Raw genomic sequence first — 24,830 nt, 5'->3', positions numbered from 1 at the left:
TTGGGATTGCTCTGCGTTTGAAGCATTTCATTGATTCGTGGAAATGGAACTGTTATAGCGAACTCACGCAATTTTCAGTCGAAGTATATTCGCTAATAAAGCGCGATTATGCACGGCGAACTATGGACGTGTAATGGAACGGCTAAAAGGAATGCCCATGCGCGTAATTTTTATGGGGACACCAGATTTTTCCGTGCCAACCTTGGCCGCGCTTATTGATTCAGAGTACTCGGTTGTCGGGGTTGTGACACAGCCTGACCGACCGCGAGGTCGTGGGAAAACTGTGAGTCCTTCACCCGTGAAGCAATTGGCGATGACACATGATGTTCCTATTCTCCAGCCAGAGAAAATGAAACAGCCCGAATTCTTGTCTGCCTTGCAAGCTTGGCAGGCTGATGTCATTGTGGTCGCGGCATTTGGAAGAATTTTACCGAAGATCATACTCGATCTTCCGCCACGCGGCTGTCTGAATGTTCACTCTTCGTTATTGCCGAAATATCGCGGTGCAGGACCGATCCAATGGGCCTTGATCAATGGTGAAACGGAGACGGGGATCACCACGATGCTGATGGATGAAGGTATGGACACCGGACCAATTTTACTGCAGGAAACGGTACCGATCGAGCCTGAAGATACCGCAAAGGACCTTTCTGATCGGTTGGCCCAAGTCGGAGGACAGGTATTACTGAAAACCCTTCGTCTATGGGAGTCCAATCACGTGACTCCGACTATTCAAGATGGCACACAAGCCACTATGGCGCCGATGTTGCGCAAAGAAGATGGTGCGATTCTATGGAGTCAACCTGCTATGACGATCCACAACCGGATTCGAGGCCTGTCTCCATGGCCGGGGGGCTATACGTTTTGTCAAAAAGACCGGCTGTCGATCTGGAAGACTATCCCGCATGACGATGGTCCAGAGACTGAGACCTCCTCAGATAGGCCTGGCACGATCGTGAAAGTAGACAAATATGAAATCATGGTCAAGACTGGAGCGGGTGTTCTTGGGATTACAGAACTGCAAATGGCCAATCGAAAGCGTATGAATGTTGGGCAATTTTTGGCAGGCTATCAGTTAACGCCCGGTATGCGTTTGACGGATCATCACGAGTCATGAGTCTCGGGGGTCCCGTTGACCCTCTTTGGAGGCTTTTCATAAGAATTGAACAACGAACAATAGATGTTCTGAGTTATTATTGGGTAAGGAGTTCATCATGACTGAGCGTGAACAGGAAGCAATTGATTTTATTCTCCTTAAACTCAAAGAACTTGAGCAAATTCACGAAAAAGCGTTGGAGGCATTGAACGCGGTTCAAGGCCGAGATCAGGTGGTTAAGTGGAAAAAAGAAGCGTTAGATTCATTGAAGGGAAAAATTAGTGAATCGATTGAAAAGCAATTAGCAAAAGATTGGCTTGAAACTTCGTATATTGTGGGAGATCTATTTGATGAGTTGTCAGATGATGTCGATATGTGTCGTCGTCATCTCAAAAAATTACTCAAAGATATTCAAACGCATGGATTGCCGGATGAGGGGTAAGCAGTTTTGAGTCAACGTGAAGATTTCATTGGCACTCAGAATGCGAACATTGCTGAAATCACTCTTCAAATTCATGAAGAATCTCCGTGGCATTACCACACTCAGATCACTGAAAATGTATCTATTTACGCGGGGACAATGAGGTTCACTGTAGAGGCGCCAACCTCAATATCTGCTTGGCGCCTGGAGAGCATTACGAAATCAAGCCAATGGTCAAACATCGAGTTGTGACCGCATCCTCTGATGTCGCCACCTTCTTACTGGTCCAAAGCGGGAATCATGATTTTGTGGAAATTAGTTCCTAGCGAAACCTTGATGTTGGCTCAGTTCGATTAACTGTTTAAAAGGTGGATTCACTCCCGCGACAAGAAATCCTTCTCTCATGTCTTTATCTAGTCTTCCGTATCCCCGTAAGCGATTTGGTCAAAACTTTCTCATTGATCAGAACATTGTCAAGAAAATTGTGGCACGTGCGGCTCTTCGTCCTGATGAAACGGTCGTGGAAATCGGCCCTGGCCGTGGTGCACTCACCGGAGCGCTGTGCCAGGTGGCTTCCCGCGTTCTAGCCATTGAGATCGATACGGAACTCTTTCACTATCTACAACAAGACCTCACGCATTATTCCAATCTTGAGCTGTCCTTGGGTGATGCCTTGGCTTATCCCTACCAGACGCTTCCGCCGAAGACTGTGGTTGTCGCCAATCTTCCTTATAACATTTCCACACCGCTGCTATTTACCTTCTTCGAGGCACGAGCCTCGATTGACCGAATGATTTTGATGGTTCAACTCGAAGTGGCGAAACGGTTAGTCGGAAAAACAGGAACTCGCGACTACGGTGTCCTTTCTGTCCTGGCGCAGTATTTTGCTGATGTCGACTTAGCCTTTAAGGTTTCAAGGACCTGCTTTCGTCCCAGGCCTGATGTAGAATCGGCCATTGTTGAGTTACGTCTCAAGCCCGTGGATGAGATGGATTCTCCAGAGGATATTGCGCAGTTTATTCGAGTTGTGAAAGCCGCATTCAGTCATCGTCGGAAAACGTTATTGAATGCGATGCGTGATGCTGGAATGGCAGCCAATGTGCTGAAGTCGGTTTTTGACGGTACGGGCATCCATGGGGGGCGTCGTGCGGAAACGTTAATGGTTCAAGATTTTCAACGATTGGCTCGTGTGCTCCCTTACCGATAATTTCTCTTCTTCCCCCTACCCCTTAGTCCACATTAATCGACAATAAACATGCTTGAAATTGGAAAAGGTGGAACGCCTTGCGGTCTATGGTTTGTTTGCTAAAGAGAAACACCTATGCTAGGATTTATGGTATGAGTATCTTCCCTAGTACGACCCGTTCTGGAAAGAAGGGTCAAAAGCCAGGAATTTCGCCATTAACTGCGCAAATCATCGGTATTCTTTTGACCACGCTCGGGGTCTTGTTATTTCTGGGAGTCGTATCGTTTCATCCTCAAGACCCAACTTTGTTTGACCCACAAGATCCGTTCAGTCGTTACTCTGAATCTCAAGGATTGCATAATTGGATCGGAAAAGTTGGATCCACATTAGCATTTGTTCTCATAGGAGTGATCGGGGGAGCAGCGTATCTGGCACCGATTTTATTAGTCATGTTGGGGATTCGAGCGTGGACAAGCGAGGACATTCACTTAAAAGTCCATCATGGATTAGGCGCTGTTTTTGCCATTGTCTCTCTTAGTGCGCTCTTTCAGCTTCGCTTTGCCTCTGTTCCCATGATCAGTGATGTTCCTGTAGGCATCGGGATGGCTGGAGGAATGAGCGGGTATTGGCTCACGTTACTCTTAGAGCAAAACTTTGCCTATCTTGGCAGTCATATTTTGCTTGTTGCTGGCCTTGTAGTCTCGCTGGTGTTGCTTTCACCGACCTCTATCCCAGGAACGGCTCGTCGTCTTACCCAATGGAGTGGTGCTGCGAAAGACGCGATGCAGGAACGAATGGCTCGCCGTGCCATTGAGCGAGAACAGAATAAGACGGTCAAGCCCAATAAAGCTGTGAAAATTAACCGCTCTACGCCGATCCGCGGAGGAATTGGAGGCCTGCTTAACTTTAAACGGTCAGAAAAAACACCTGAAGAGCAGCCACAGAAAACGGAAGAAATTTCGACTATTCTTGAAGCCGATGATTCTCAGACTGCTTCCCCCCGACGCCCGTCCGTTCCTGTCTATGGCTCAGTGTCCAAGACCTATCGACCGCCTTCGCCAGAAGAACTCCTCACCTCTGTGCCGGGCCGTTCTTCTCGTCAAACCGATCAAGTGTTAGAAACACAATCTCAAGTGCTGACCCAGACCTTGGAGGATTTTGGCATCGAAGGAAAAGTGACTGAAGTTCATCCGGGTCCTGTCATTACGATGTATGAATTTGCTCCGGGACCAGGGATTAAGGTTTCCCGGATTGTGAATTTAGCTGATGATTTAGCCATGGCACTCAAAGCGCTTAAGGTTCGTGTGGTTGCGCCTCTGCCTGGAAAGTCGACCGTTGGAATCGAAGTGCCGAATCCGATTAGGGAGACCGTATCCTTGAAGGATATGTTAACCAGTCCTGCCTTTGTGCGTTCTCAAGCAAGGCTGGCGCTTGCATTGGGCAAAGATATATATGGCCACCCTGTGGTTGCCGACCTGCGAACCATGCCACATCTCTTAGTCGCTGGCGCCACTGGAGCGGGGAAAAGTGTTGGCCTCAATTGCATGTTGCTCAATATTCTCTTTACGGCACATCCAGATGAAGTCAAATTGTTGCTCATTGATCCCAAGGTATTAGAGCTTCAGGTCTATGATGGGGTTCCGCACCTCATTCGTCCCGTGATCACGGATCCAAAGTCCGCGGCGCGAGGGTTGACGTGGGTGGTGCAGGAAATGGAACGTCGGTATCGAATGTTGGCTGAACATGGTGTAAGGAGTATTGATGCGTACAATCGAAAAGTCGCCGATCAGCAGCACACTCCACGTTCATTAAAACCGGTGAAGAAGAAAGTCCAGTTAGCCAATGCGTCAGATGATAGTGAGTCATCAACTGATGATTCTGCCGCAGATGAACCGTTGGTCCATCTTCCTTATATCGTGGTGGTCATTGATGAATTTGCGGACCTGATGATGGTGGCTCCCAAGGAAGTTGAGGATCGTATTGCGCGTTTGGCCCAAATGGCGAGAGCTTCCGGTATTCACCTCATTCTTGCGACTCAACGGCCTTCGGTTGATGTGGTCACCGGGCTGATCAAGGCAAACTTTCCGGTGAGAATTGCCTATCAAGTCTCTTCGAAGATTGATTCACGCACGATTCTGGATGCTAATGGAGCTGAAACGCTTTTAGGCAAAGGGGATATGCTCTATATGGCCTCTGGTTCTGGTCGAATTACTCGATTACATGGTCCGTTTGTGTCCGATGATGAAGTTCGCGAAGTGGTCGACTGGGTGAAGCAACAGGCTGCACCGGTCTATGAAGATGAAGAGTTTTTCTTGAGTCAGGAGACGACGAAAGAGGATGAAGAGCGTGATGAAACCTACGAGCGGGCACGAGAAGTTGTGTTGGAGTCAGGTCACGCGTCCGCGTCGTTTATTCAGCGACGTCTTCGGGTCGGTTATCCTAGGGCCGCTCGAATGATTGAACAAATGGAAGGGGAGGGGTTGGTGAGTGCGCCAGGCAGGGATGGGCGTCGGGAAGTATTGACTCGCCAGGCCGTGATTGGAGAGGCTGGATGAAGCGTGCCATGGTGGTCAGCCTGATTCTTTTCTTCTGGAGCGGCCAGGCAATCGTTCTTGCCTCTCTGGCAGAAGTTGAGGCCCTAGTCAAAAAAGTCGATGCCCGATATCTGAAGACTCAAGATTTACAAGCAGAGTTTTCTCAAGAAACGCAAATCGAAGGCTTTGAGAGTCGACTTTCTTCGTCTGGACGAGTGCTACTGAAAAAACCGGGATTGCTTCGCTGGGATTATCAGAAGCCCAATGTCGAGCAAATTCTCGTTGAAGGCGATCAAGTCATGTGGTATGTGCCTGAACACCAACAGGTGGTCAAAGGCAATCTGACGCAGATGGCGGCCTCAAAGGCTCCGCTCACGCTATTGCAGGGCGTGGGAAAACTTGGTGAGCAGTTTGATATTTCGGATTCTCCTGATCAGAAGAAAGAGCATGGCGAGCTCCCTCTTGTTGTCCTGATGCCGAAGCCTGCAGATCAATCAACCTCAACCGTGACTCGTATTGAGCTTACCATCGAGCCGAAGTCTCATCTGATTCGTCAGATTGTGCTGTACGAGAAAACGGGAAATATTTCTACCTTACAGTTTTCAAATATTCGCACCAACCAAGGACTTGACACGAAGGTGTTGCGACTAACGATGCCTGATGATGTGGTGGTTGTTGACGCGCCAACAATGTAATCAATGAATCAATGCCCTGTGCGGGGGAAGATGATTGACAATGGCTGAGCGAGTCCTAGTGGTTGACGATGACCGAGGTGTCCGAGAGGCTCTGGCCGAATATCTTGAAACCCTTGAATATTCGGTGGCAATGGCCGAAAATGGCGTGGAAGCGCTGAAAAAATATCAACAAGATAACGTCGACATTATTTTGGCAGATTTGATTATGCCGGATATGGATGGCATGGAACTATTAAAACGGATTCGTGAAGTGAACGACGACATTATTTTTTTGATGATTACCGGACATCCATCAATCAGTACGGCTGTCGGGTCCATCAGTCTTGGCGCTGATGACTATATTACCAAACCGTTTCATCTTGAGGAGGTCAAGACGCGAGTTGCAAAGGCCGTTGAAAAGCGCAAGTTGAAGGGTCGTTTAAAAACCTCACAGGGGCTTGTGTGGGGTCTCATGCTTTCCATCCCATTATGGCTTCTCCTTGGCATTATCCTGGTCATTCTGTTGAAAGGGTAATGTCCCCCTTCCTTTGTTTGTTCACCTATTGTGGTATTCACCTGCCTGATTTTCCATGAAACGGTTTCTTCGATGGTGCCAATTGGTGATCGTTGGGTTGGGAGCCATTTGGTGTCCAATCGAGATTCACGCGTTTTCCGGAGACATAAAGAACGATCCAAGTCAATTTGTTGAAAAGTATTTGTCGTTGGATAAACGCGGAGCCAGACTTGAGGTCGACTCTCAGGAAGTGCTGGCCCCGTTTGTGTCTTGGAAAGAGGAGCCGGCATGGGGCCGGGTTGTGGTCATTTCGGAATTTCATGTGATTGAAGATGTGGGGCAATGGGAAATTCTTACGAGCACGGAAATGCTCATTCCCGTGACGTTTGATGTTGTTGGGACCATGTATTGGGAGACCGCCACGTTTCTCTCTGAACCACAGATCTATCTTGAGTATTTTCATGTCAAGGCGATTCATGAGCGTTGGCGAATTGTCGCCCCGATGCTGCCGCCTCATGTCGGGAAGAAACGGTTAGTGAACTTCATTCGCTTGGCTCAATTACAGGAAACTGAGGAAATGAAAAAAAAGAAATTTCAGCAACTTCGTGAGCAATTACTGCAGGCGCCATGATGCAGCAAGAATTTGATCACAAGCAGGTGGAGCTTATTCTCTTTGATTTAGACGGCACGCTCATTGATTCGAAGGTGGATATTGCCAATGCCGTGAACCTCACGCTGGGTGATTTGGGACTGCCACAACGAACGCTTGAGGAAATATTCAGTTTTGTCGGCGATGGAGTGAAGCAGCTGTTACGACTCTCGGTCGGTGAGGGGAAGACTGCACAGTATGAGGAAGCGCTACGTATCTTCCGCACGCACTACCTCGCGCATTGTTTGGACAACACGGAATTTTATCCGAAGGTTGGAGACCTGCTTTCCCATCTTGATGGACGACAATGTGCTGTGGTGACCAATAAAACGCTGGAATATACATTGCAGATTATTCAAGGGCTTGGTGCTGCCGTTCATTTTTCGGCTATTGAAAGTCCGCGAGATAGCTCCGAGTTAAAGCCAGATCCGGGCATGCTTCTTAGAGTCCTTGAGGCACTAAATGTGCCTGCTGATCGAACGTTGATGGTTGGAGACAGCACGAATGATGTCCGGGCGGCACAAGCCATTGGGGTCAAAGTTTGCGCGGTGGGGTATGGCTATGGAAATCAAGCCAAAGTGACGGCTTTATGCCCAGATTTTTACTGCGAAACTCCAGAGGATCTGTTTAGGATGATCGTCGGGTGATAGATATGGTGTAGGCATTAGTGTCCGGATTATACCTGGTCAGCAGCATCTGATTTCTAAGCGTGAAAATACGTTTTCAATCCGTGAATTTGCCCTGAAAATTCTGTTTTTTGGTCCGATGCACGGATAGTATTCACGGTTGTAAGATGAAGTGCTTTTCTTTATGATGGCCTGAAAATTAGAGGGTGCGAGTATAACGGACTGACATAAAAATTAAAGGATGGTTATGACTAATCCGCTTGTAACGTGTTTGGACATGGAAGGGGTGGTGGCTCCGGAAATTTGGCTTGCCGTGGCTGATCATTTTAAGGTTCAAGATCTGAAGATGACGACACGGGATATTCCTGATTATGATGAACTCATGCAGAAACGATTGCTCGTCCTGCGAGAGCATGGCATTACCTTGCAGAATATTAGGAAGATTGTCGAGGGATTATCTCCATTAGAAGGTGCGCCGCAATTTCTTGCCTGGTTAAGAGAGCGAAGCCAAGTTATTATCCTCTCTGACACATACTATGAGTTCGTTTCGCCATTAATGAAACAGTTGAACTATCCGACAATTTTTTGCCATTCGTTGGAAGTTGATAACGATGGGTTTATTAGTCAGTACCATCTTCGTATGCCTGATCAAAAACGACATGCCGTTCAGGCATTAAAAAATATTGGATTTCGGGTCATCGCGGCAGGCGATTCCTATAATGATATATCGATGTTGAAGGAGGCGGATGCGGGAATTTTTTTCTGTCCTCCTGAGACGATCCAAGGTGAGTTTCCACAATTCCCTGTTACGCGAACATATGAGGACTTTCAAAAGCAACTCGCACATGCTGGCGGGTTTGCAGGGTGAAGTTCCTTACCGTGCCTATAGGTGTTGCGACAGGTGTGATGCTCTGTTTGCAACCGTTTTAAAGGAGACTGCAGGATGCTCTCCAAAGGCTAGCGACGAGTCTGTAGCCGTACACTTTGCCATCAATTCACTGACCCTGGCTTGCAGGCTCTTCTGCCGAATCCATGATTCGTGGTCTTTGGAAAGGCTCCTTGGTATGTCAAAGTACTATGGTGATGTCCCATGAGAGTCTCAATTCCTTGTGCTTTGTACATGGTGTATTCCCTCTCCCTCGCATATCAGTGACGCAAAACTCGATCATTAACAAGCACCGGCCTTCATAAACATACGATGTCGTTGAAGATGGCCAATCTTATGATGTGATCCTATCGTTCCTTACCCAGTTTAGAAAGGAGAATGCGAATGAGCTCTTCTCTCGCAAAAACGTTTCGTGGTTTGGTTATTATACTGAGTCTAGGCCTGCTTGCCGGTTGTTTAGGGAACCGAAATTGGGAGTATCCTCCGTCTTCAACCGGAGCGTTTCTCAATACGAAAGCCAAAATGCCGCTTTCTGCGAAGGCGGTCGTCTTACCCTTTGAAGATCTTCGAGGGAAAGATATGAAAGAAGAATATTGGAAGGCCTCAATTCCTTTAGTCCGTTATGGTGAAACAGCATATGATCGACCAGAAGAAGCTGTACACCCAGAAGAGGTTGATGTCGTGAATTTTGATCCTCCCAATGACTTTGCGAAAGCTGCGGTGGCAGAATTACAAGAAGCTGGACTCTTTTCATCCGTCGCATTTGCTGAAAATGACAAAGCGGCTCCCGCAGATTTAGTCTTTCGAGGGCGTTTACAATCCACGGAGTGGAAGCGTCGTCTTGACACCTACTTTTTAGGACCTATTGGTGTTGTGTTTTGGTTCTTAGGAGCACCGATGGGAGAAACCGAAACAGCCGTTGAGTTAGATTTACGTTTAACGCCAGCGTCTGATCCTTCAAAGGTTTTATGGAGTATGGCGATGGAGTATGAAGGCGAGAAGTACGACAGTCCTTATTACAACCTTGAAGATGCTGTCCAGAGTTATCCTGGTGCGCTGCAGGAGGCTTTACGACCTGCGATTATTGATTTAGTCCAACTTGTGGATGAAGACCCGGAACGTCTGAACCCTGGAAATTAATGATGGAAGTACTCATGTTGATGAGGCGATAAGCTAAGTGGCAATTTGTATTATTTTATTGTTTCGATCATTCCTGTGAGTGCGTTCAAATTCGTCGACGTGAAGTTTCGTGAAGTTGTCAGAACTTATTGAGTTTCCAAGGCTTTAGGAATCGAAAGAATCAGCCGATAAATCCTTATGTAGGCAAACTGCAAATTGATGAATGTCGTGCGGAATTTATTCTGAATATAGGAAATTTTAAGACTTTTTGTAGTAATCCTTAAGCAAATGACAGAATGGAATTATGTCTGGAGAAATAGTAGTCTTGGTCACTGCAGCGTCTGAGACTGAGGCAAGGCTCATTGCCAGGCGTATAGTGGAGGACAAGATCGCCGCTTGCGTGAATATTATTCCAACAATACAGTCGGTGTTTGATTGGGAAGGAAAAGTGACGGAAGAACAGGAATCTCTTCTCATTATCAAGACGAAAGCCGAAGTATTTGATCTGTTGGAATCTGCGATTAAGCGGCTTCATAGCTATAGTGTTCCTGAAATTATCGCACTACCCATTCAATCAGGATCTTCTGACTATTTGGCCTGGTTGGGACAAATGGTAAAGCCGAAGTTAAACAAAAAAACGTGACGGTCATTAATCTTCCCAGAGGGTAGAAATTATATACGTATATTGGTAATCTAAGAGATGGTCATTCTCTTAAAGAAAAGTCCAAACTGGTGATCACTTACTAGGCAAAAGGTAAGCAATGCAAGGTTCTGAAGAAAGCTACTCAATCATTGTTTTTCGCGGAGCTCGCTCGAATCCACTGCGCATGAAGTTTCGGAAGTCCACCGTACGCTATTCGCTTATTGCTGGGCTCTGTTTATTGGTTCTCCAGAGTGGAATTTTGACTCATTATGTCTACCAAAGAAGTCAATTAGCTGAATTGGATGGACTTCGGAACGAGTTAGCAACCTCACGTGAGCGGACCGGAATTTTTGGTGTTGAAGTTGACAGTATGAAAAAGCGAATGGTGTCGTTAGAGCATCTCAATCGGAAGCTTCAGACGATGTTTGGCTTAGAGCCTGATGAAATTGAAGGGGTACCAAACTCTATTCCTGGTCAAGGGGGTGAAGAGTTCCCATACGACGGCCATTCCATGAGTTCTGAGATTGATACGCAAGTTCTTGACGCTAAGGTTTATTCAACTGCCACTGGTGAAGAACCAACAGCGCATGAAAGAATCCGGGCCATCGAAGTGGGTCTTCGCTGGATTGATGCGCAGTCGAAGGTCGAGAAAAATATTCTTGATACTTTGTTGAATACAGCAAATCTTCGGGCTGAACGTTGGGCCTCCACGCCATCCATTTGGCCGGTCAAGGGGGTTATCACTTCGAAATTTGGACCACGTGTTTCTCCTTTTACCGGAAAAAAAGCCTTACATGCTGGTATAGATATTGGTTCTCCGAGAGGAACAGAAGTTCGAGCGCCTTCTGCGGGTAAGGTTGTTGTTGCTGCCTATGACGCTAGAATGGGGAAATTTATTCGTATTGATCACGGTTTTGGGATTGAAACCACCTATGGTCATCTCTCAAAAATGAATGTGAAGTACGGACAAAAGGTAAATCGAGGAATGTTGATTGGGCTTGTTGGCAGTACTGGAAAGTTTTCAACTGGTCCACACTTGCACTATCAAGTCGCCGTGAATGACCGTGTTGTTGATCCGGTCCAATATATTCTCGATTAAGCTCGAATTTCTTTGTTTTGCCACTTTATCGAACGGTTCGGTCTTCTTCCTGTAGGCATCCCACCACTTTTTCCATGCTCTCGTTGTGCAGTCTAGGTCAGTGATATTCCGTCTAGAGTTATTATAAGCCAGCACCAACGGAGTGACCGGTCCAATGCCTCAGCCGTTTCTCGAGGACCTGTCATGAAAATATGTGAATGGTCGTGATGTCTCATTTAGTCTGTTAGACATCATTTGTGTATTGTGTTCGACCCCAAAGGCCTAAAGGTTTTAAGGCTTAGGTAGGCCTTCTTTTTAGCCTTGTGGGTCTTCTTTGGAGTTGAATAGGAAGCGTGATCAGGTTTATCATGAATTTCAATGTCACAGAAAGGTAAATCTAAAATAACCTGTTTATTTGACATCATTCGAATTTCTTTGCTAGGTTTATTTTTTAGTATGGGTGAATCTACCTAATTTCGTTTGTTGTAATCTTTAGAAGTATATTAAGAACGTAGAAAATTTTCCAAAGTTTTCCATTTAAAACACGAAGAAGGAGGAATTAAATATGAGCCTCGATTATGTGAAATTTACCCCAGGTTTTGATCGATGGATGCCAAAAGAATATAGAGATATGGTTGATCATGGACCTTTTGGAAAAAAGACTTCTGTTTCTCAAGTCGGGACTTTCAAGGAAATTCTTGAAGAGCATCCAATGTGTGCCGGATGTGCCATGACATTATTCATTCGTTTAGCCATGATTGCATTCCCTAATCCCGAGGATACCATTACGGTCGGGACAGCCGGTTGTGGTCGTTTGGCCATCTCGCAGGCTGCTATTCCGTTTGTCTATGGGAACTACGGCGATCAGAATGGTGTGGCAAGCGGACTGACGAGAGGGCTTAAGCTTCGATTTGGTGATAAACCAAAAGATGTTGTGGTGATGGCCGGTGATGGTGGTATGGCCGATATTGGGTTTGCTCAAACGCTTCATTCATGGTTTCGAAAAGAAAAGTTTACCACCATTATGTTGGATAATGAGGTGTACGGAAACACTGGCGGTCAGGAAAGCGGTATGACGAATAAAGGCCAAGTGCTGAAGATGGCTCCTGTAGGGAAGAAGTTTGAAAAAATGGATATGTTAGGTATGGCGAAAGTTGCGGGTTGTGCCTATGTCGCTACTGTCGTTCCAAATAATCCTCGTCGAGTCGAGAGCGTGATCAAGAAAGCCGTGTTAATTGCCAGAGAAGTTGGTCCAACCTACATTCAAGCCTATACCTCCTGTAATATCGAATACGCAATTCCAACTGACAAAGTCATGGAAGATGCGAAAGACGTTGAAAACGATCGGTATAAGTTCTCTGAGTATCTCACTGATGATGCGAAGCAAGCTCTGGGAGAATTGTATGGGTACAAAGAGTATCTCCCTAAGCCTGCCAAGGCCGTACCCGTTAGTTAATAATGGGAGAGATCATCAACTATTGATATGAGAATTGTACGTTTCTTGTTTTTTGACCTGAGTAAAGGATTAAGGAGGCAACAAGATGGCTGTTCGATTTAACATTCGTATGGCTGGTGTCGGAGGGCAGGGTGTGGTGACTGCCTCTCACATTTTTAGTACGGCCGTGATTAATGCTGGCGGGGAAAGTACGATCGTCCCTTTTTATGGTTCGGAAAAACGTATGGCACCAGTAGAAAGCTATGTCAGGATCTCAGATGAGCCGATCTATGAAATTGGTGAGATCACGTTCCCACATATCATTATGATTTTCCATCCCCAAGTGATTACCCATGGAAAGAGCTACACAAATCCGTTCTATTTTGGATTGAAGAAGAACGGGGTTGCCTTAATTAATCATGACACTCCCATGAAATTAGAGCCAGACCAAGAACGCGAGTTAAAAGAACTGAATGCGAAGATTTACTATATCCCAGCAACGACGTTGTCGCTTGACGTGGCAGGGATTGACCTTGCCACGAATATGGCGATGTGTGGAGCAATTGGTGCTATTACAGGCTTGTCAAATATGGAAGCGTTAGAACAAGCCGTGAAGGACCGATTCCTAGGTAAAGGATTCGTCGTATCTGGGGGTACCGCAGCATTAGATAGTGTCGTGGAGAGAAAGTTTAAGAAAAAGTCAGAACTTATTGGCAAAAACCTCGCAGTCGTCAAGGCGGCGTGGGATTATGCTGTTGAGCATGGCTGGGATATAAAAGTCCCTGAGTCTTCTGCAGCGGCTACGGCATAAATATTTATCTAAGAACATGAGGATTCAATGTATTTAATCGCCTATATCGATACTGAAATTTGTGCGGCCACTAGTTGTAAGTTGTGTACACAATACTGCCCTGAGGCGAACACCATCCTGTATAATAATGAGGCTGGCAAAGATAAAGGACTGAAATATGGTTCTGCTTATGTCGCCGTTGATCGATGTAAGGGATGCGCGCAATGTGTTTGGGTTTGCGACAATATGGCAAAACATAATGCGATAAAAATGGAAATGATTGATCAGGTCGGTGATTCGGCGTTGACGGAGAATATTACGTATGGTGAAAAAAATACAACGGCAAAGCTGGCCAATCCTGTTCGAGGGTAGTTTTCCGGGCACAAGAAAGCAAGCTGTTGAGTTTTCTTGATCAAGAAAATTTAAAAATTATGGGGTGATGAATTGGAAGCAACTCAAGATGCAGAAGAAAGAATAGTCGAGCCTGGCCCGGCAGGGTTCCATCCGCCGTCAGCAGCAGAGTTGGGAGTTCTACCGCCAAAATCAGGATTTGGTCTAAGGTTTGGTAATATTGTTCAAGAAGAAATTGCAATGGAAGAGATGGCGAGGTCCATGCTCACCAGGAAAAACGCAACGATCTTTCCAGGTCCTCTTGTTCTTTGGAACTGGAATGATCATGCCGCAGACAAGGCCAAAGCTGTGTTAGAGCTAGCGGCTCAATTACCTGAGGTGATGATCATTCCCATGCCAGACTACCGGCCCAAGTATCCGAAAATCGAACCAGAGGAAATGATTAATCCAAACCATCCGAATCTGACAATTTGGGGTAATAAGATCGAAGCCTGTATTTTTATTGGCGTTCATTGTCATTATGCAAATTTAACATTAAAAATGATTCGAGCCGGAACGAACTGTTGGACTTCTGCGATTTGTGCTGAGCAAGGGCATGAAGATGCAATGTTTACGGTTAGAGATTCTGATGCGGCGAAGATTCGCCGTGTTGCTCAAGTGTTTAAGCGGGTTCGCGAAGAAATGGGCATTAAGGTAGCGGAAAATGGTGAAAATGTTCGGTTTACCGGTCTTCAGTCTCAAGTCCATGGAGGAAAAACCCATACGAATCCATTAAATATTCCATTGGGTGAATCAGGAGGAGCTAGTGCCGCAGCCTTTGGACATCGACCTGAAAATATGCAAAGTGAAGGATAAAAAAGAGATATGTAAGTAAGGAAATATGAATTGTTTTCACCAAGTCAACCATATGCATTTATGATAATCAGAGCCATCAACTGTTATAGAGGGGTGACCCATGAGCGAAGCACTGGAACCTGAAGTCAAAACAAATCCACAAGGCGATCCTATTACGGCAGCTCCTGCGCCTCCTTCATCACAAGCTGGGAAGAAGGATCCGCATGCTGAGGCCAAAAGGCAAAAAGTTGTCAGTCCTGAATACATGTTTAATGAGGCTCCTCGTGAAAAAGAGTTCATCACGGGAAGTGAAGCTGCCAAGGAAGCGGTGCGTCGTTCAAATGTCGATCTTTCCATTGCATATCCGATTACTCCTCAAAGTGAAACGATGCAGCTTATTGGTGTGTTGTATGGGGAAGGGTATGTGAAAGAATATTATCGTGGTGAAGAAGAGTATGGCGTGATGTCAGCTATTGCTGGTGGGTCTCGTGCTGGTGTTAGATGTTTTACCGCAACCGCTGGTCCTGGTACTCTTCGTGGCCTTGAGCCTATTGCATCTTGGCCTGGTCATCGTCTTCCAGCCGTGGCTATGTTTACCTGTCGAGTTGTGAATGCTCCATTAGCTATTCAACCTGATAATATTGAAATTGCCTACCTCTTGCACTGCGGAATGATTGTCTTCCATGCTGAAAATCAACAAGATTTATTTGACTACATTATGAAGGCATTCATCATCAGTGAAAAAAATGATGTCACTCTTCCTGTTGGAGTATGTTGTGATGGTTTCTTCGTAACACATGCTCGTGGTTACTGTTCGATGCAGGATAAAGGATTAAAGCTTCCAGAGCGTGAAGCTTGGAGGGGAGCAGTCCCTGTGTTAGATGCAGAGAATCCTCCTGCTCGTTTGTCACGAGATGCCCCAGTTCAAAAGTCAAATTTCATGGCTTACAATATCCATGCGGTATGGCAGCAAGAAGTGTGGGCAGCCGTGGAGAGATCGCGAAAATACATTGACCAATATATGGATGGCCTAGTTGAGACTCAAAATGTTGAAAATGCTGATGTATTGCTTATTGCCTCAGGTAGTGCTGCCGCGCAATGCAAAGAAGCCGTTCGCGAATGTACTGCAAAGGGAATTCAGGCTGGGTTGATTAAAATAAAATCATTACGTCCATTCCCAACGGCTGAGCTTAGAAAACTCTGTGCAAAAGCCAAGTTAATTGTGATTCCCGAATTTAATTTTGTCGGTTGGCTTGCTAAGGATGTGGCTACGGCAGTCTATGGTTATTCCAATGCGAAAATTGTTGCTGGCCCGCATGTGTATGGTGGAATGTCCATGCCTGTTGAAATGATTGTCGATGAAGTGGAGTGTGGGCTCACGGGCAAGAAGTCCAGCACCGTTCCATCTTCCGCAATTATGGGTAAGGTTGATCCAGATGCTGTTGCCCATTTTATGCAAAACATTTAATAAGTTTTGTTTCCCTGAACATTGACAGCATTTACGAAATTTTTTTTAAAACCCGCCTCAATTTGAGGCGGGTTTTTTTATGCTTGTAATTGTAGTTACTTGAGATACCCATATAATAGACATAGTCGTATTGTCTGCGTCCGTTCATTAGAAGGAACGACCTCAAAGGTGCTTCTTACCTAGTAGACCGGGTCCTAATAAGCATCGATTACATTCATTGGGTTCGCTATAACGCTCAATGCAGCCAAATAATCTTTTAAAATCTTCCTCGCGTTCTCAATACCATCCAGCGTCGATATTCCGGGCTCTCTATGAATGGGTCATTCAATGGGCTGTTACACCTCACGCAAAAATTGCGTTGTTATTAATTGCGTTTGCTGAATCTTCTTTTTTCCCAATTCCGCCTGATGTTCTCCTGATTGCGATGGGGGTGGGTGCACCTTCTCGTGCCTTGGGTTTTGCTGGAATTTGTCTCGTAGGCTCCGTTGTGGGAGGCATGGCTGGGTATGCCATTGGGATGGGTCTGTGGTTAATTATTTCAGATTGGTTTTATGCGTATGTGCCGGGTTTCACCCCAGAGGTATTTGAGAAAGTTTCAACGTTGTATGGCGACAATGCTTTTTGGGCTGTCTTTGCAGCCGGGTTCTCGCCAATTCCTTATAAAGTATTCACCATTGCAGCCGGAGCGACACATATTGATTTTGCCATCTTTGTGATGGCTTCTATTTTGAGTCGAGGGCTGAGGTTTTTCTTAGTCGGTGGGGCCTTGAGAGTATTTGGCCCGTCGGTGAAACACATTCTCGAAAAATATTTCGATCTGTTTTCTATTTTGTTTTTGGTCCTGTTAATCGGCGGATTTGTTCTGGTAAAGATGTTGCTGTAAAAATAGTGGGTGATATTCGTTCACTATATACTGGGGTTTTATAATGAAATCTATTGTAATTTTTTATGATGACTGAGTTCTCTAAGAGTTGTTGGAGTACATTTTTTCTTACGTAGAGTCTCAGTCGTCGTGTTATCAAAAATGATGAATATTTTTAATACGTTAACCCGTAAAAAAGAACGGTTTATAGCTCTTGAGGACAACCATGTTCGAATGTATGTCTGCGGCGTGACGGTTTATGATGACTGTCATTTGGGGCATGCCAGAAGTGCCGTAGTGTTTGATTTACTCTATCGATACCTTCAGTACAAAGGATATTCCGTGACATATGTGCGGAACTTCACCGATGTGGATGACAAAATCTTAAAGAGGGCACAAGAAGAAAGTGTGTCTTGGACGGATGTCGTCAAAAAGTATATTGCCGCGTATTATCGCGATATGAATCGTCTACAAGTGACGATTCCTGATGTCGAACCGCGTGCAACCGAACATATGCCTGAAATCATTGACATGATAGCGGTATTAATTCAGAAAGGTTTTGCCTATCAGGTCAAGGGCGATGTGTTTTACGAGGTGGGCGCCTATGAAGCCTATGGGCGTCTCTCTGGTCGTAAGAAGGAAGAAATGATGGCTGGAGCACGAGTTGAAGTGGATAAACGCAAAAAAGATCCTATGGACTTTGCCTTATGGAAAGGCGCGAAGCCGGGGGAACCTGGTTGGGAGAGTCCTTGGGGGCCTGGACGGCCAGGGTGGCACATTGAATGTTCAGCGATGTCGATCAAGCACCTTGGCAAGACATTTGATATTCATGGTGGTGGAAAAGATCTGGTCTTTCCTCATCACGAAAACGAAATGGCGCAATCCTGTACCTATACGGGGCAAGAATTTGCCAAGTATTGGTTGCACAACGGATTTGTGACGATCGATGAAGAAAAAATGTCCAAGTCGTTGGGGAATTTCTTCACGATTAGTGGGGTTTTCGAGAATTCATTTGAGAAATTTGACTGGAATGAACCTGTCACGACTGAAGTGCTAAGGTATTTTCTTCTATCAACCCATTATCGAAGCGATCTCAACTTTTCCGATAAAGTATTAACCGAGGCCAAGTCAGCTTTGGATAATATTTATGGCCTTTTGAAGCGTTTGGAGGAACCTGGGCAAGCTGATCAATCAGAAAATGATCAGTCTCTTGAGAAACTGATTGTGGATTTTAAAAAACAATTCGAGCAAGCGATGGACGATGATCTCAATACTTCCAAAGCCTTGGCGGAGTTTCAACGCTTGCGGGGCGAAATCAATAAATTACTTTCTGTGGGGATCTCTGATCAGAGTAGAACGAAGGTCTTCGAAAGTTTTCAGAAGCTTGGTGCTCCGCTTGGTCTTTTTCAGCTTCCGGTACAAGACTGGAAATTTAGTCAAGTTCAAATAAGTGGTACATCTAGAAGGTCGTTTAGTGCATCTGCAGATCCTACTATCATTAAGGCACCTGCCACTAATGAGTGGATTGAACAACAAATCGAAAACCGATTACAAGCCCGGAAAAGGAAAGACTTTGCCACGGCCGACAAAATTCGCCAAGACTTGGCGTCCCAAGACATCATCCTCGAAGACCGACCAGACGGCACAACTCGCTGGAAACGATAACGAACAGGAGTTCGTCTATGGTCTGCACACGATTCGAGAAGTCCTTCGAGCGGGCACTCGTTCCCTTTTACGCCTTCATCTGATTCGTGAAGATGCGCAGTATACGGAGATTGTTCGTCTTGCTCGTTCACAGGGCGTTCCGATTACAGTCGAGCCTCGTGACCGAATCAATCGGCTTGTTCCGGAAGGCAATCATCAAGGTATCGTAGGGTTGGCCGCCGCCAAGTCCTATGTCGATGAAGACGAGTTGCTTGATCAGGTCACACAGCAGCATCCTCCTGCATTTGTTATTGTCTTAGATAACGTACAAGATCCTCAAAATCTTGGTGCCATTCTCCGAACGGCTGATGCGGCTGGCGTCCAAGGTCTTTTTATTCCCAAGCATCGATCGGTAGGCTTAACGGCAGGAGTCGCTCGAGCATCTGCCGGAGCGATAGAATATGTTCGGGTTGCCCGGGCTGGCAATACCAATCGACTCTTAGAGAAACTTCAAGTGGCCAATGTCATGACCTATGCGCTCGATCCAATGGCGAACGTCGTTTACACCGACTTAGATCTTGCCGGTCCGACGGCGTTGGTCTTTGGCGCAGAAGGCCACGGTGTTCGCCCTGGTGTGTTGAAAAAGTGTGATCAGCGCGCCTTCATCCCTATGCATGGGCGAATTGATTCTCTGAATCTGTCTGTGAGTGTTGCGATTGTATTGTTTGAGGCAATGCGACAGCGACGTGCGGCTGAAGGAGGGAAGGGAAGTTCTACTTTACCTGGATGAGGCCTTCTTGAATAGCCGCATTCAGCAGTTGAGCCGCATTTGATACGCGAACCTTCTTCATCATATTGGCCCGATGGGCCTCAACAGTCTTCACACTAATTTTCAGCCGCTGGGCAATTTCTTTATTCTTAAGCCCAGACCAAATGAGCTGCAGAATTTCTTGTTCCCGATCCGTTAAGGCTTCTGGGCGTTTACGCTTGATTGGCGGAAGGTCACGTTTTTTCACTTGTGGAATTCCTAACATGAATGCATCAAAGTACTCAGCAGATTGAACTATGGTGAATCAAAATACGGTCCGGATGACTCATCAGACTCTCACCGCACAATCAAACACTTCAACTGCAGGATAGCTATTTGAGTCGGCCATAGGTAGGGGATCGTAGCAGGCCACTTTCTGAAAGTAAACTCATGATTTTACGTAGATTCGACTAATATCAAAAGTGAATGGGAGATGGACATGATACCGTTGCTGCTGGAGTATGGATCGGTATTTTTCTTTGGGTTAATTATCGGAAGTTTTTTGACCGTTTGTATCCACCGTGTACCACAAAATCTCTCCATTGTATTTCCACGATCTGCCTGCGTAAATTGTAACCAGACTATTTGCTGGTATGACAACATCCCGGTCTTGAGTTTTCTATTTCTGCGGGGACGCTGCCGACATTGTCGAGCCGTGATTCTCTCTCGTTACCCAATCATTGAATTGTCGAATGGGTTGGGGTATATGGCTATCCTCTGGCGTTTTGGATGGGGATGGGAGTCGGTGGTCTATGCGATCGTGTTTTCTGCGCTCTTGGCGATTACCTGGATTGATTGGGACCATCAGATTATTCCAGATGTGATTTCTCTTCCGGGAATCGTTCTCGGGGTTGCTGCGGCATCGACCGTACTGCCGACTGGGTTTGTGAATTCTCTTATTGGAGTGTTGGTGGGTGGAGGGATCTTGTTGTTTATGGCCTGGATCAGTCCATACCTATTTGGCAAGGAAGGGATCGGTGGAGGTGACATTAAACTCTTAGCGATGGTCGGTGCATTTCTCGGCTGGAAAGCGGCCTTGCTGACACTCATGTTGGCCTCGGTCGTTGGATCGGTCATTGGAATTGGGCTCTTGGTTTTTAAGATAGTAACAAGAGGGCAGTATATTCCATTTGGACCGTATTTAGCGCTTGGAGCAGTGTTAACGCTATTTTTTGGAACAGACATGATGGCTTGGTATTTTGGACGATTTTGATGAATTCTGACTTAACTCAGCCGCGTGCAAGGAATGGATACAGTCTCATCGAATTAGTGACCGTCTTAGGACTCTTGTCCATCATGGTTCTTTTCAGTCAATCCTGGCTCGTTTCCCAGCTACCGAAATGGCGACTGAATGGAGCTGTACGGCAAGTCGTCTCAGACTTAATGGCAGCGAAGACTCAGGCCGTGACGCAAGGAAACAAGCAACGGATCACATTTCTTGATGCGCACCGCTATTCTATTCTTGATGACGACAACAACAATGGGAAGTTTGATCCAAATGAGCTGCTGACCATGCGCGACATTCATACTGACTATGAGGATGTGAGCCTTGCCACGACGAATCATCCAATTTTTCATCCACGTGGGACCGCCTCCAATCTTGCAACCGTCACCCTTTCCAATTCTGCAGGGTCTAAGCGTGTGACGGTTGGGATTACCGGTCGAGTGACAATTAAATCATGAACGAGAAATTTTTCATGCCGCAAGGCTTCAAGGTGCCATCCAGAATTGTCACGAATCACGGAAGTAGCCTGTTGGAAGTCTTGATGGCCATGGTCCTCATATCGGTTGTGATATTGGGGATTTCTGGATTTTCCACCGTGTCAATTCATGGCATGACGTTTAGTCAGAAAATGACGATGGCTGCCACCCTTGCGCAAGATCGACTCGAAGATATACGTCGAGTTGGATACCGACAGTCCGTGTCGGGAATAGTCGCAAGTACAGAATCCTATGGCTCTATGAGAGACGCACCGTTCTTTCAAAGAACCGTTGTTTTTGAAGCCCAAACACCAGGAAAGGGTTTGCAAACAGCAACGGTCACCGTGACGTGGGATGCTGGTTCGCATTCGACGTCGTTCTCGACCATACTGTCTGAATAAGGCGTTGTTCATGAATGTAAGGAACGATCAAGGGTTTACGCTTATTGAAGTCGTCATGGCGTTAGCCTTGAGTACACTAACGCTTGGGGCGATTTACGCCATTTATTCAAGTCAAGTGAGTGCCCAAGTCGTACGAGAAAACATCCTTGATATGCAGCAACATGTTCGGGCAGCCATGGATGTGATGGCTCATGAACTCAAGATGGCCGGGTATGATCCGCGTCAGGTCAATCAAGACAACAGTCCTCACAATGACTTTAACGGCATTGCCTATCACCCCACGCAACTTCACATCAAAGCCGATCTTAATGGGAATGGAAATCCGACGGATTCAAATGAATCTATTCAATATTCACACGATCAGGCCACATTAACCTTACGTCGTGATACGGGTGGAGGGCGACAACCGCTGGCTGAACATATCGAAACGTTTTCCATTCAATACTTTGATCGAAACGGTGCTTCAACCATCGATTCGAATCAGATTCGACAAGTTGAACTCCATATTCAAGCTCGCACCGCAAGCCCTGATCTTCGCTATCCTTTCAATAAGGGATATCGAACCACAACCTTACGATCACGAATTACGCTTCGAAATTTGGGGTTGTAGTCTCTCATGATGGTCTGCTCAAAAATTGATCGTGACTCTCCAACGAATACTCAAGGGTTTGCGTTAGTTGCCGCGCTGATACTCATGGCCGTGTTGAGTGTTCTTGGAACAACGGTTCTCACCGCGACATCAACAGAAATTTCGATCAGTGGGAATTACCGGCGTGGGATTGAAGGATTTTACCTTGCGGAAGCGGGAATCGCTGAGAGCCGAGCCCGATTGCGTGGAGATTTGTTTGGGAACCCCCAACTAATTAACGACCCTAACCCTTACGATCCTCGTTGGACGGCTTATATTCTGACCTCGTCCGATTGGCATTCATCCATGGATACGACATTTTATAAAGGTCATACAAACTATTTCCCAGTCAATGGAAATCAATCCAATTCAAAGATTACGCCGAACAGTCTACAGCGGACCTTGCCCTATTGGGTAAAGCTGAAGCACAAGACAGAATATGATGCTGAGCGAGAAGGTCATCGATCGACCATTCCTCATTATCTTGATCTTGATGGAAACCTTAGCAAGCATACGCGAGCGAAGCCTGGCAATGTCGTGATGTATGGCTACCCAACGGCAGATTCATCCGCGTCTATAGAATTTACGACCTCTGAATTGATAGATGGATCGTATCCAGTTGAACGGATTGTGGCGTTAGCAGGTGGGAAAGGTGGTTCCGTAACGATTGAGGTGGACGTTGTTCATCCTCCCGCCCCGCATGTTCTTGCGGCTATTTATGCCAAAAATGGCGTGTCCTTTGTGGGTTCGTTGAATGCGGTTAATGGAAATGATCAATGCGGAGTCACTTCTCCAAAGCCACCAATTTATACAAGTGGGATATCTTCAGTCACTGGGTCAGCTTCCTTGATCGGTGTTCCATCATCTCCACAACAAGGCGATCTGGCGTTGAACTTACTGCAGATCATGGATTCGTTCAAGCAAGGTGCGAGACTCATCACGACCAATCAGTCGGACGTCAACTGGGGAACGGCCTCATCACCGGAAACGGTTCTTCTCGATTCATCGACAAGAGGTGGTGGTCTTTCAATAAGAAATGTGCAAGGGCATGGAATCCTTCTCATGACTGATGAGGTTATCCTCGAAGGGCCAGTGCAATGGAAGGGGCTGCTTATCAGTACGGGGAAAGTTTATGTATCTGGTGCGACGGGGCCGGTTCGGATCGAGGGGGGAATGTGGGTGAGCGAGCTTGTCGATTTGTCTGGTTCACTCAATGTGTCATACGATAGCTGTGCCATCAAGGCTGCAGTCCTTAGTAGGCCGCTAATTGTAAGGAAGTGGAAGCAGGTCCTATAGACTCAAGAAGGATGAAACGTTTCTCGTATCCCGTCGTTCGTCTTTCGTGTAGGAAAATCTCCGGTCTTTGATATGCGAGATACGATTCACGAGCGACGAACCACGACCAAGGGCGCTGGCGGGATTTGTCAAGTCTTCATTTTAGAGTGGCGCATAGTCCAAGCTAGTGTGAGCAACGCTAGCAGAAGTACCAATGGTATTGGAAACGCACCCATCTCCCCTGCACGAAGGTGGGTGACGGTGGCGCCAACCATCGTCACACTTAAGAGCAGGACTCCAAACAATCTTCCGGCTGGAATGAATAATCCAACCCCTCCCAATACCTCAATGATTCCCGTGACATAAACAAACCACAGGGGATAGCCCCAATGAGCAAACTTTTCTGCATGAGTCACTGGATCCCAGAGTTTTGACCCTCCGGCAAATAGAAAAATGAGTCCGAGTAGGACCCAAAGACTTGTATGAATCAATTGTTTCATATGTTTACCATAGCAAATTCAATTCATTTCCAGTTCATAAGGAAAGGGAGCCTAGGCGACGATTGTTGTATACATCTCGCAGGGTTGAAGTGGGTCCCTAATGGTGAGACCTGCTTGTTTCTAGAGCGTTAGTTATAGGTCGCCTCGACAGCGTAAGACTGCGCCTCAAGCATCGAAAGTTATTATAAGTGGCTATAGGCCTGATTGCATCGCCAATGTGTACATGTCAACTGTAGACGGTTCTGCGATCGAAGTCCACTGACCGATAATGAGAAGTTTCATCTTTGCTAGTGGTCATCGAGAGGTGCAACGATGATAATCGCTGAATTATCAATAAAGAACATAGATCGAAAGATTCGGGTGAGGTAAGATTGAAATTCAGGATACCGTGGGAACGGTATCTTTCTTTTTGCTTACGGCTTCTGTTCCCATTGTTTTGCATTAAACTAATGCTAGTATTGAGTTTGAACCGTATATCGACCAAGCTTCGCCCTAATGGATGAAGGAATGGTGGAGCTGGTTCATTTTATTTGTAATGATATGCAATATGAATGAAACCTTTTCACGAACATTTCAACGAGCAGTCGTGGTAAACATCCAACAAAGCTCATCATGGAAGTCGTTTCTTTTGGAGTCAGCAACGGTATGTTGTCGACATGAGGCTCTCAATGTTTGTGGGGGTTGAGACGTCTCGTCGTTGATGTCCT

General features: G+C 46.1%; 27 protein-coding genes. 25 read left to right on the top strand and 2 right to left on the bottom strand.

Annotated features, from left to right (window positions below; all coding sequences use genetic code 11):
* Positions 1-157: 157 nt before the first annotated feature.
* From fmt to rlmB, 20 genes are all read left to right on the top strand, one after another.
* Positions 158-1,117, top strand: coding sequence for a methionyl-tRNA formyltransferase (gene fmt / locus ACWQXP_RS01305; RefSeq protein ID WP_454061024.1), 960 nt, complete (start codon positions 158-160; stop codon positions 1,115-1,117).
* Between the two features lie 97 nt (positions 1,118-1,214).
* Positions 1,215-1,538: a hypothetical protein gene (locus ACWQXP_RS01300; protein WP_454061023.1), complete on the top strand. Its 324-nt coding sequence runs from the start codon at positions 1,215-1,217 to the stop codon at positions 1,536-1,538.
* Positions 1,539-1,920: 382 nt separating this feature from the next.
* Positions 1,921-2,724 (top strand): 16S rRNA (adenine(1518)-N(6)/adenine(1519)-N(6))-dimethyltransferase RsmA, encoded by an 804-nt coding sequence (gene rsmA, locus ACWQXP_RS01295; RefSeq protein WP_454061022.1) that lies wholly within the window; start codon positions 1,921-1,923, stop codon positions 2,722-2,724.
* Positions 2,725-2,855: 131 nt separating this feature from the next.
* On the top strand, positions 2,856-5,258 hold the full coding sequence (locus ACWQXP_RS01290; RefSeq protein WP_454061021.1) for a DNA translocase FtsK: 2,403 nt from the start codon (positions 2,856-2,858) through the stop codon (positions 5,256-5,258).
* Positions 5,255-5,932 (top strand): LolA family protein, encoded by a 678-nt coding sequence (locus ACWQXP_RS01285; RefSeq protein WP_454061020.1) that lies wholly within the window; start codon positions 5,255-5,257, stop codon positions 5,930-5,932. Before ACWQXP_RS01290 ends, ACWQXP_RS01285 begins: the two co-directional genes overlap by 4 nt.
* 40 nt (positions 5,933-5,972) lie before the next feature.
* Complete coding sequence (locus ACWQXP_RS01280) at positions 5,973-6,446, top strand: sigma-54-dependent transcriptional regulator (RefSeq protein ID WP_454061019.1); 474 nt, start codon at positions 5,973-5,975, stop codon at positions 6,444-6,446.
* Between the two features lie 55 nt (positions 6,447-6,501).
* Positions 6,502-7,056 carry a hypothetical protein gene (locus ACWQXP_RS01275; protein ID WP_454061018.1) on the top strand — a complete coding sequence of 185 codons (555 nt, stop codon included), beginning with the start codon at positions 6,502-6,504 and terminating at the stop codon, positions 7,054-7,056.
* Positions 7,053-7,721 carry an HAD family hydrolase gene (locus ACWQXP_RS01270; RefSeq protein ID WP_454061017.1) on the top strand — a complete coding sequence of 223 codons (669 nt, stop codon included), beginning with the start codon at positions 7,053-7,055 and terminating at the stop codon, positions 7,719-7,721. Before ACWQXP_RS01275 ends, ACWQXP_RS01270 begins: the two co-directional genes overlap by 4 nt.
* A 226-nt stretch (positions 7,722-7,947) precedes the next feature.
* Positions 7,948-8,568 (top strand): bifunctional phosphoserine phosphatase/homoserine phosphotransferase ThrH, encoded by a 621-nt coding sequence (thrH, locus tag ACWQXP_RS01265; RefSeq protein ID WP_454061016.1) that lies wholly within the window; start codon positions 7,948-7,950, stop codon positions 8,566-8,568.
* 402 nt (positions 8,569-8,970) lie between these two features.
* Complete coding sequence (locus ACWQXP_RS01260) at positions 8,971-9,726, top strand: hypothetical protein (RefSeq protein WP_454061015.1); 756 nt, start codon at positions 8,971-8,973, stop codon at positions 9,724-9,726.
* Between the two features lie 283 nt (positions 9,727-10,009).
* Positions 10,010-10,348: a divalent-cation tolerance protein CutA gene (gene cutA / locus ACWQXP_RS01255; protein WP_454061014.1), complete on the top strand. Its 339-nt coding sequence runs from the start codon at positions 10,010-10,012 to the stop codon at positions 10,346-10,348.
* Positions 10,349-10,466: 118 nt separating this feature from the next.
* Positions 10,467-11,447, top strand: a complete 981-nt coding sequence (locus tag ACWQXP_RS01250) for a M23 family metallopeptidase (protein ID WP_454061013.1) — start codon at positions 10,467-10,469, stop codon at positions 11,445-11,447.
* Positions 11,448-11,991: 544 nt separating this feature from the next.
* Positions 11,992-12,882: a thiamine pyrophosphate-dependent enzyme gene (locus ACWQXP_RS01245; RefSeq protein ID WP_454061012.1), complete on the top strand. Its 891-nt coding sequence runs from the start codon at positions 11,992-11,994 to the stop codon at positions 12,880-12,882.
* Between the two features lie 85 nt (positions 12,883-12,967).
* Entirely contained in the window at positions 12,968-13,672 is a 705-nt protein-coding gene (locus tag ACWQXP_RS01240) for a 2-oxoacid:acceptor oxidoreductase family protein (RefSeq protein WP_454061011.1), read from the top strand.
* 27 nt (positions 13,673-13,699) lie between these two features.
* On the top strand, positions 13,700-14,023 hold the full coding sequence (locus ACWQXP_RS01235; RefSeq protein ID WP_454061010.1) for a pyruvate ferredoxin oxidoreductase: 324 nt from the start codon (positions 13,700-13,702) through the stop codon (positions 14,021-14,023).
* A 72-nt stretch (positions 14,024-14,095) separates the two neighbouring features.
* On the top strand, positions 14,096-14,857 hold the full coding sequence (locus ACWQXP_RS01230; protein WP_454061009.1) for a carbon monoxide dehydrogenase beta subunit family protein: 762 nt from the start codon (positions 14,096-14,098) through the stop codon (positions 14,855-14,857).
* Between the two features lie 100 nt (positions 14,858-14,957).
* Entirely contained in the window at positions 14,958-16,304 is a 1,347-nt protein-coding gene (locus ACWQXP_RS01225) for a transketolase C-terminal domain-containing protein (protein ID WP_454061008.1), read from the top strand.
* Between the two features lie 238 nt (positions 16,305-16,542).
* The gene (locus ACWQXP_RS01220) at positions 16,543-17,187 is read left to right on the top strand and encodes a YqaA family protein (protein WP_454061007.1); all 645 of its coding nucleotides are present in this window, start codon (positions 16,543-16,545) and stop codon (positions 17,185-17,187) included.
* 141 nt (positions 17,188-17,328) lie between these two features.
* Positions 17,329-18,831, top strand: coding sequence for a cysteine--tRNA ligase (gene cysS / locus ACWQXP_RS01215; protein WP_454061006.1), 1,503 nt, complete (start codon positions 17,329-17,331; stop codon positions 18,829-18,831).
* Positions 18,740-19,600 carry a 23S rRNA (guanosine(2251)-2'-O)-methyltransferase RlmB gene (rlmB, locus tag ACWQXP_RS01210; protein WP_454061005.1) on the top strand — a complete coding sequence of 287 codons (861 nt, stop codon included), beginning with the start codon at positions 18,740-18,742 and terminating at the stop codon, positions 19,598-19,600. Before cysS ends, rlmB begins: the two co-directional genes overlap by 92 nt.
* Here the strand turns inward: rlmB and ACWQXP_RS01205 are convergent.
* A complete protein-coding gene (locus ACWQXP_RS01205; RefSeq protein ID WP_454061004.1) occupies positions 19,584-19,826 on the bottom strand; it encodes a response regulator transcription factor in 243 nt (80 codons plus the stop codon). The two genes, rlmB and ACWQXP_RS01205, sit on opposite strands and share 17 nt — an antisense overlap.
* A 231-nt stretch (positions 19,827-20,057) precedes the next feature.
* Here ACWQXP_RS01205 and ACWQXP_RS01200 point away from each other — a divergent pair, with 231 nt between their 5' ends.
* Genes ACWQXP_RS01200 through ACWQXP_RS01180 form a run of 5 tightly spaced genes read left to right on the top strand, consistent with a single transcriptional unit; the run spans position 20,058 to position 23,644 of the window.
* Entirely contained in the window at positions 20,058-20,831 is a 774-nt protein-coding gene (locus ACWQXP_RS01200; RefSeq protein ID WP_454061003.1) for a prepilin peptidase, read from the top strand.
* A complete protein-coding gene (locus ACWQXP_RS01195) occupies positions 20,831-21,301 on the top strand; it encodes a GspH/FimT family pseudopilin (protein WP_454061002.1) in 471 nt (156 codons plus the stop codon). The genes ACWQXP_RS01200 and ACWQXP_RS01195 overlap by 1 nt, the downstream gene beginning before the upstream one ends.
* Before the next feature lie 14 nt (positions 21,302-21,315).
* On the top strand, positions 21,316-21,720 hold the full coding sequence (locus ACWQXP_RS01190) for a type IV pilus modification PilV family protein (protein ID WP_454061001.1): 405 nt from the start codon (positions 21,316-21,318) through the stop codon (positions 21,718-21,720).
* Positions 21,721-21,730: 10 nt separating this feature from the next.
* The gene (locus tag ACWQXP_RS01185) at positions 21,731-22,330 is read left to right on the top strand and encodes a PilW family protein (RefSeq protein ID WP_454061000.1); all 600 of its coding nucleotides are present in this window, start codon (positions 21,731-21,733) and stop codon (positions 22,328-22,330) included.
* Between the two features lie 6 nt (positions 22,331-22,336).
* Complete coding sequence (locus ACWQXP_RS01180; RefSeq protein ID WP_454060999.1) at positions 22,337-23,644, top strand: pilus assembly PilX N-terminal domain-containing protein; 1,308 nt, start codon at positions 22,337-22,339, stop codon at positions 23,642-23,644.
* Between the two features lie 128 nt (positions 23,645-23,772).
* Here ACWQXP_RS01180 and ACWQXP_RS01175 read toward each other — a convergent pair whose 3' ends face one another.
* Positions 23,773-24,123 carry a DoxX family protein gene (locus ACWQXP_RS01175; RefSeq protein ID WP_454060998.1) on the bottom strand — a complete coding sequence of 117 codons (351 nt, stop codon included), beginning with the start codon at positions 24,121-24,123 and terminating at the stop codon, positions 23,773-23,775.
* Positions 24,124-24,830 lie beyond the last annotated feature (707 nt).

The organism is Candidatus Nitrospira salsa, assembly GCF_965152625.1.
Note: the sequence above shows the minus strand (reverse complement) of the source record. Positions and strands in the feature narration are given on the sequence as shown.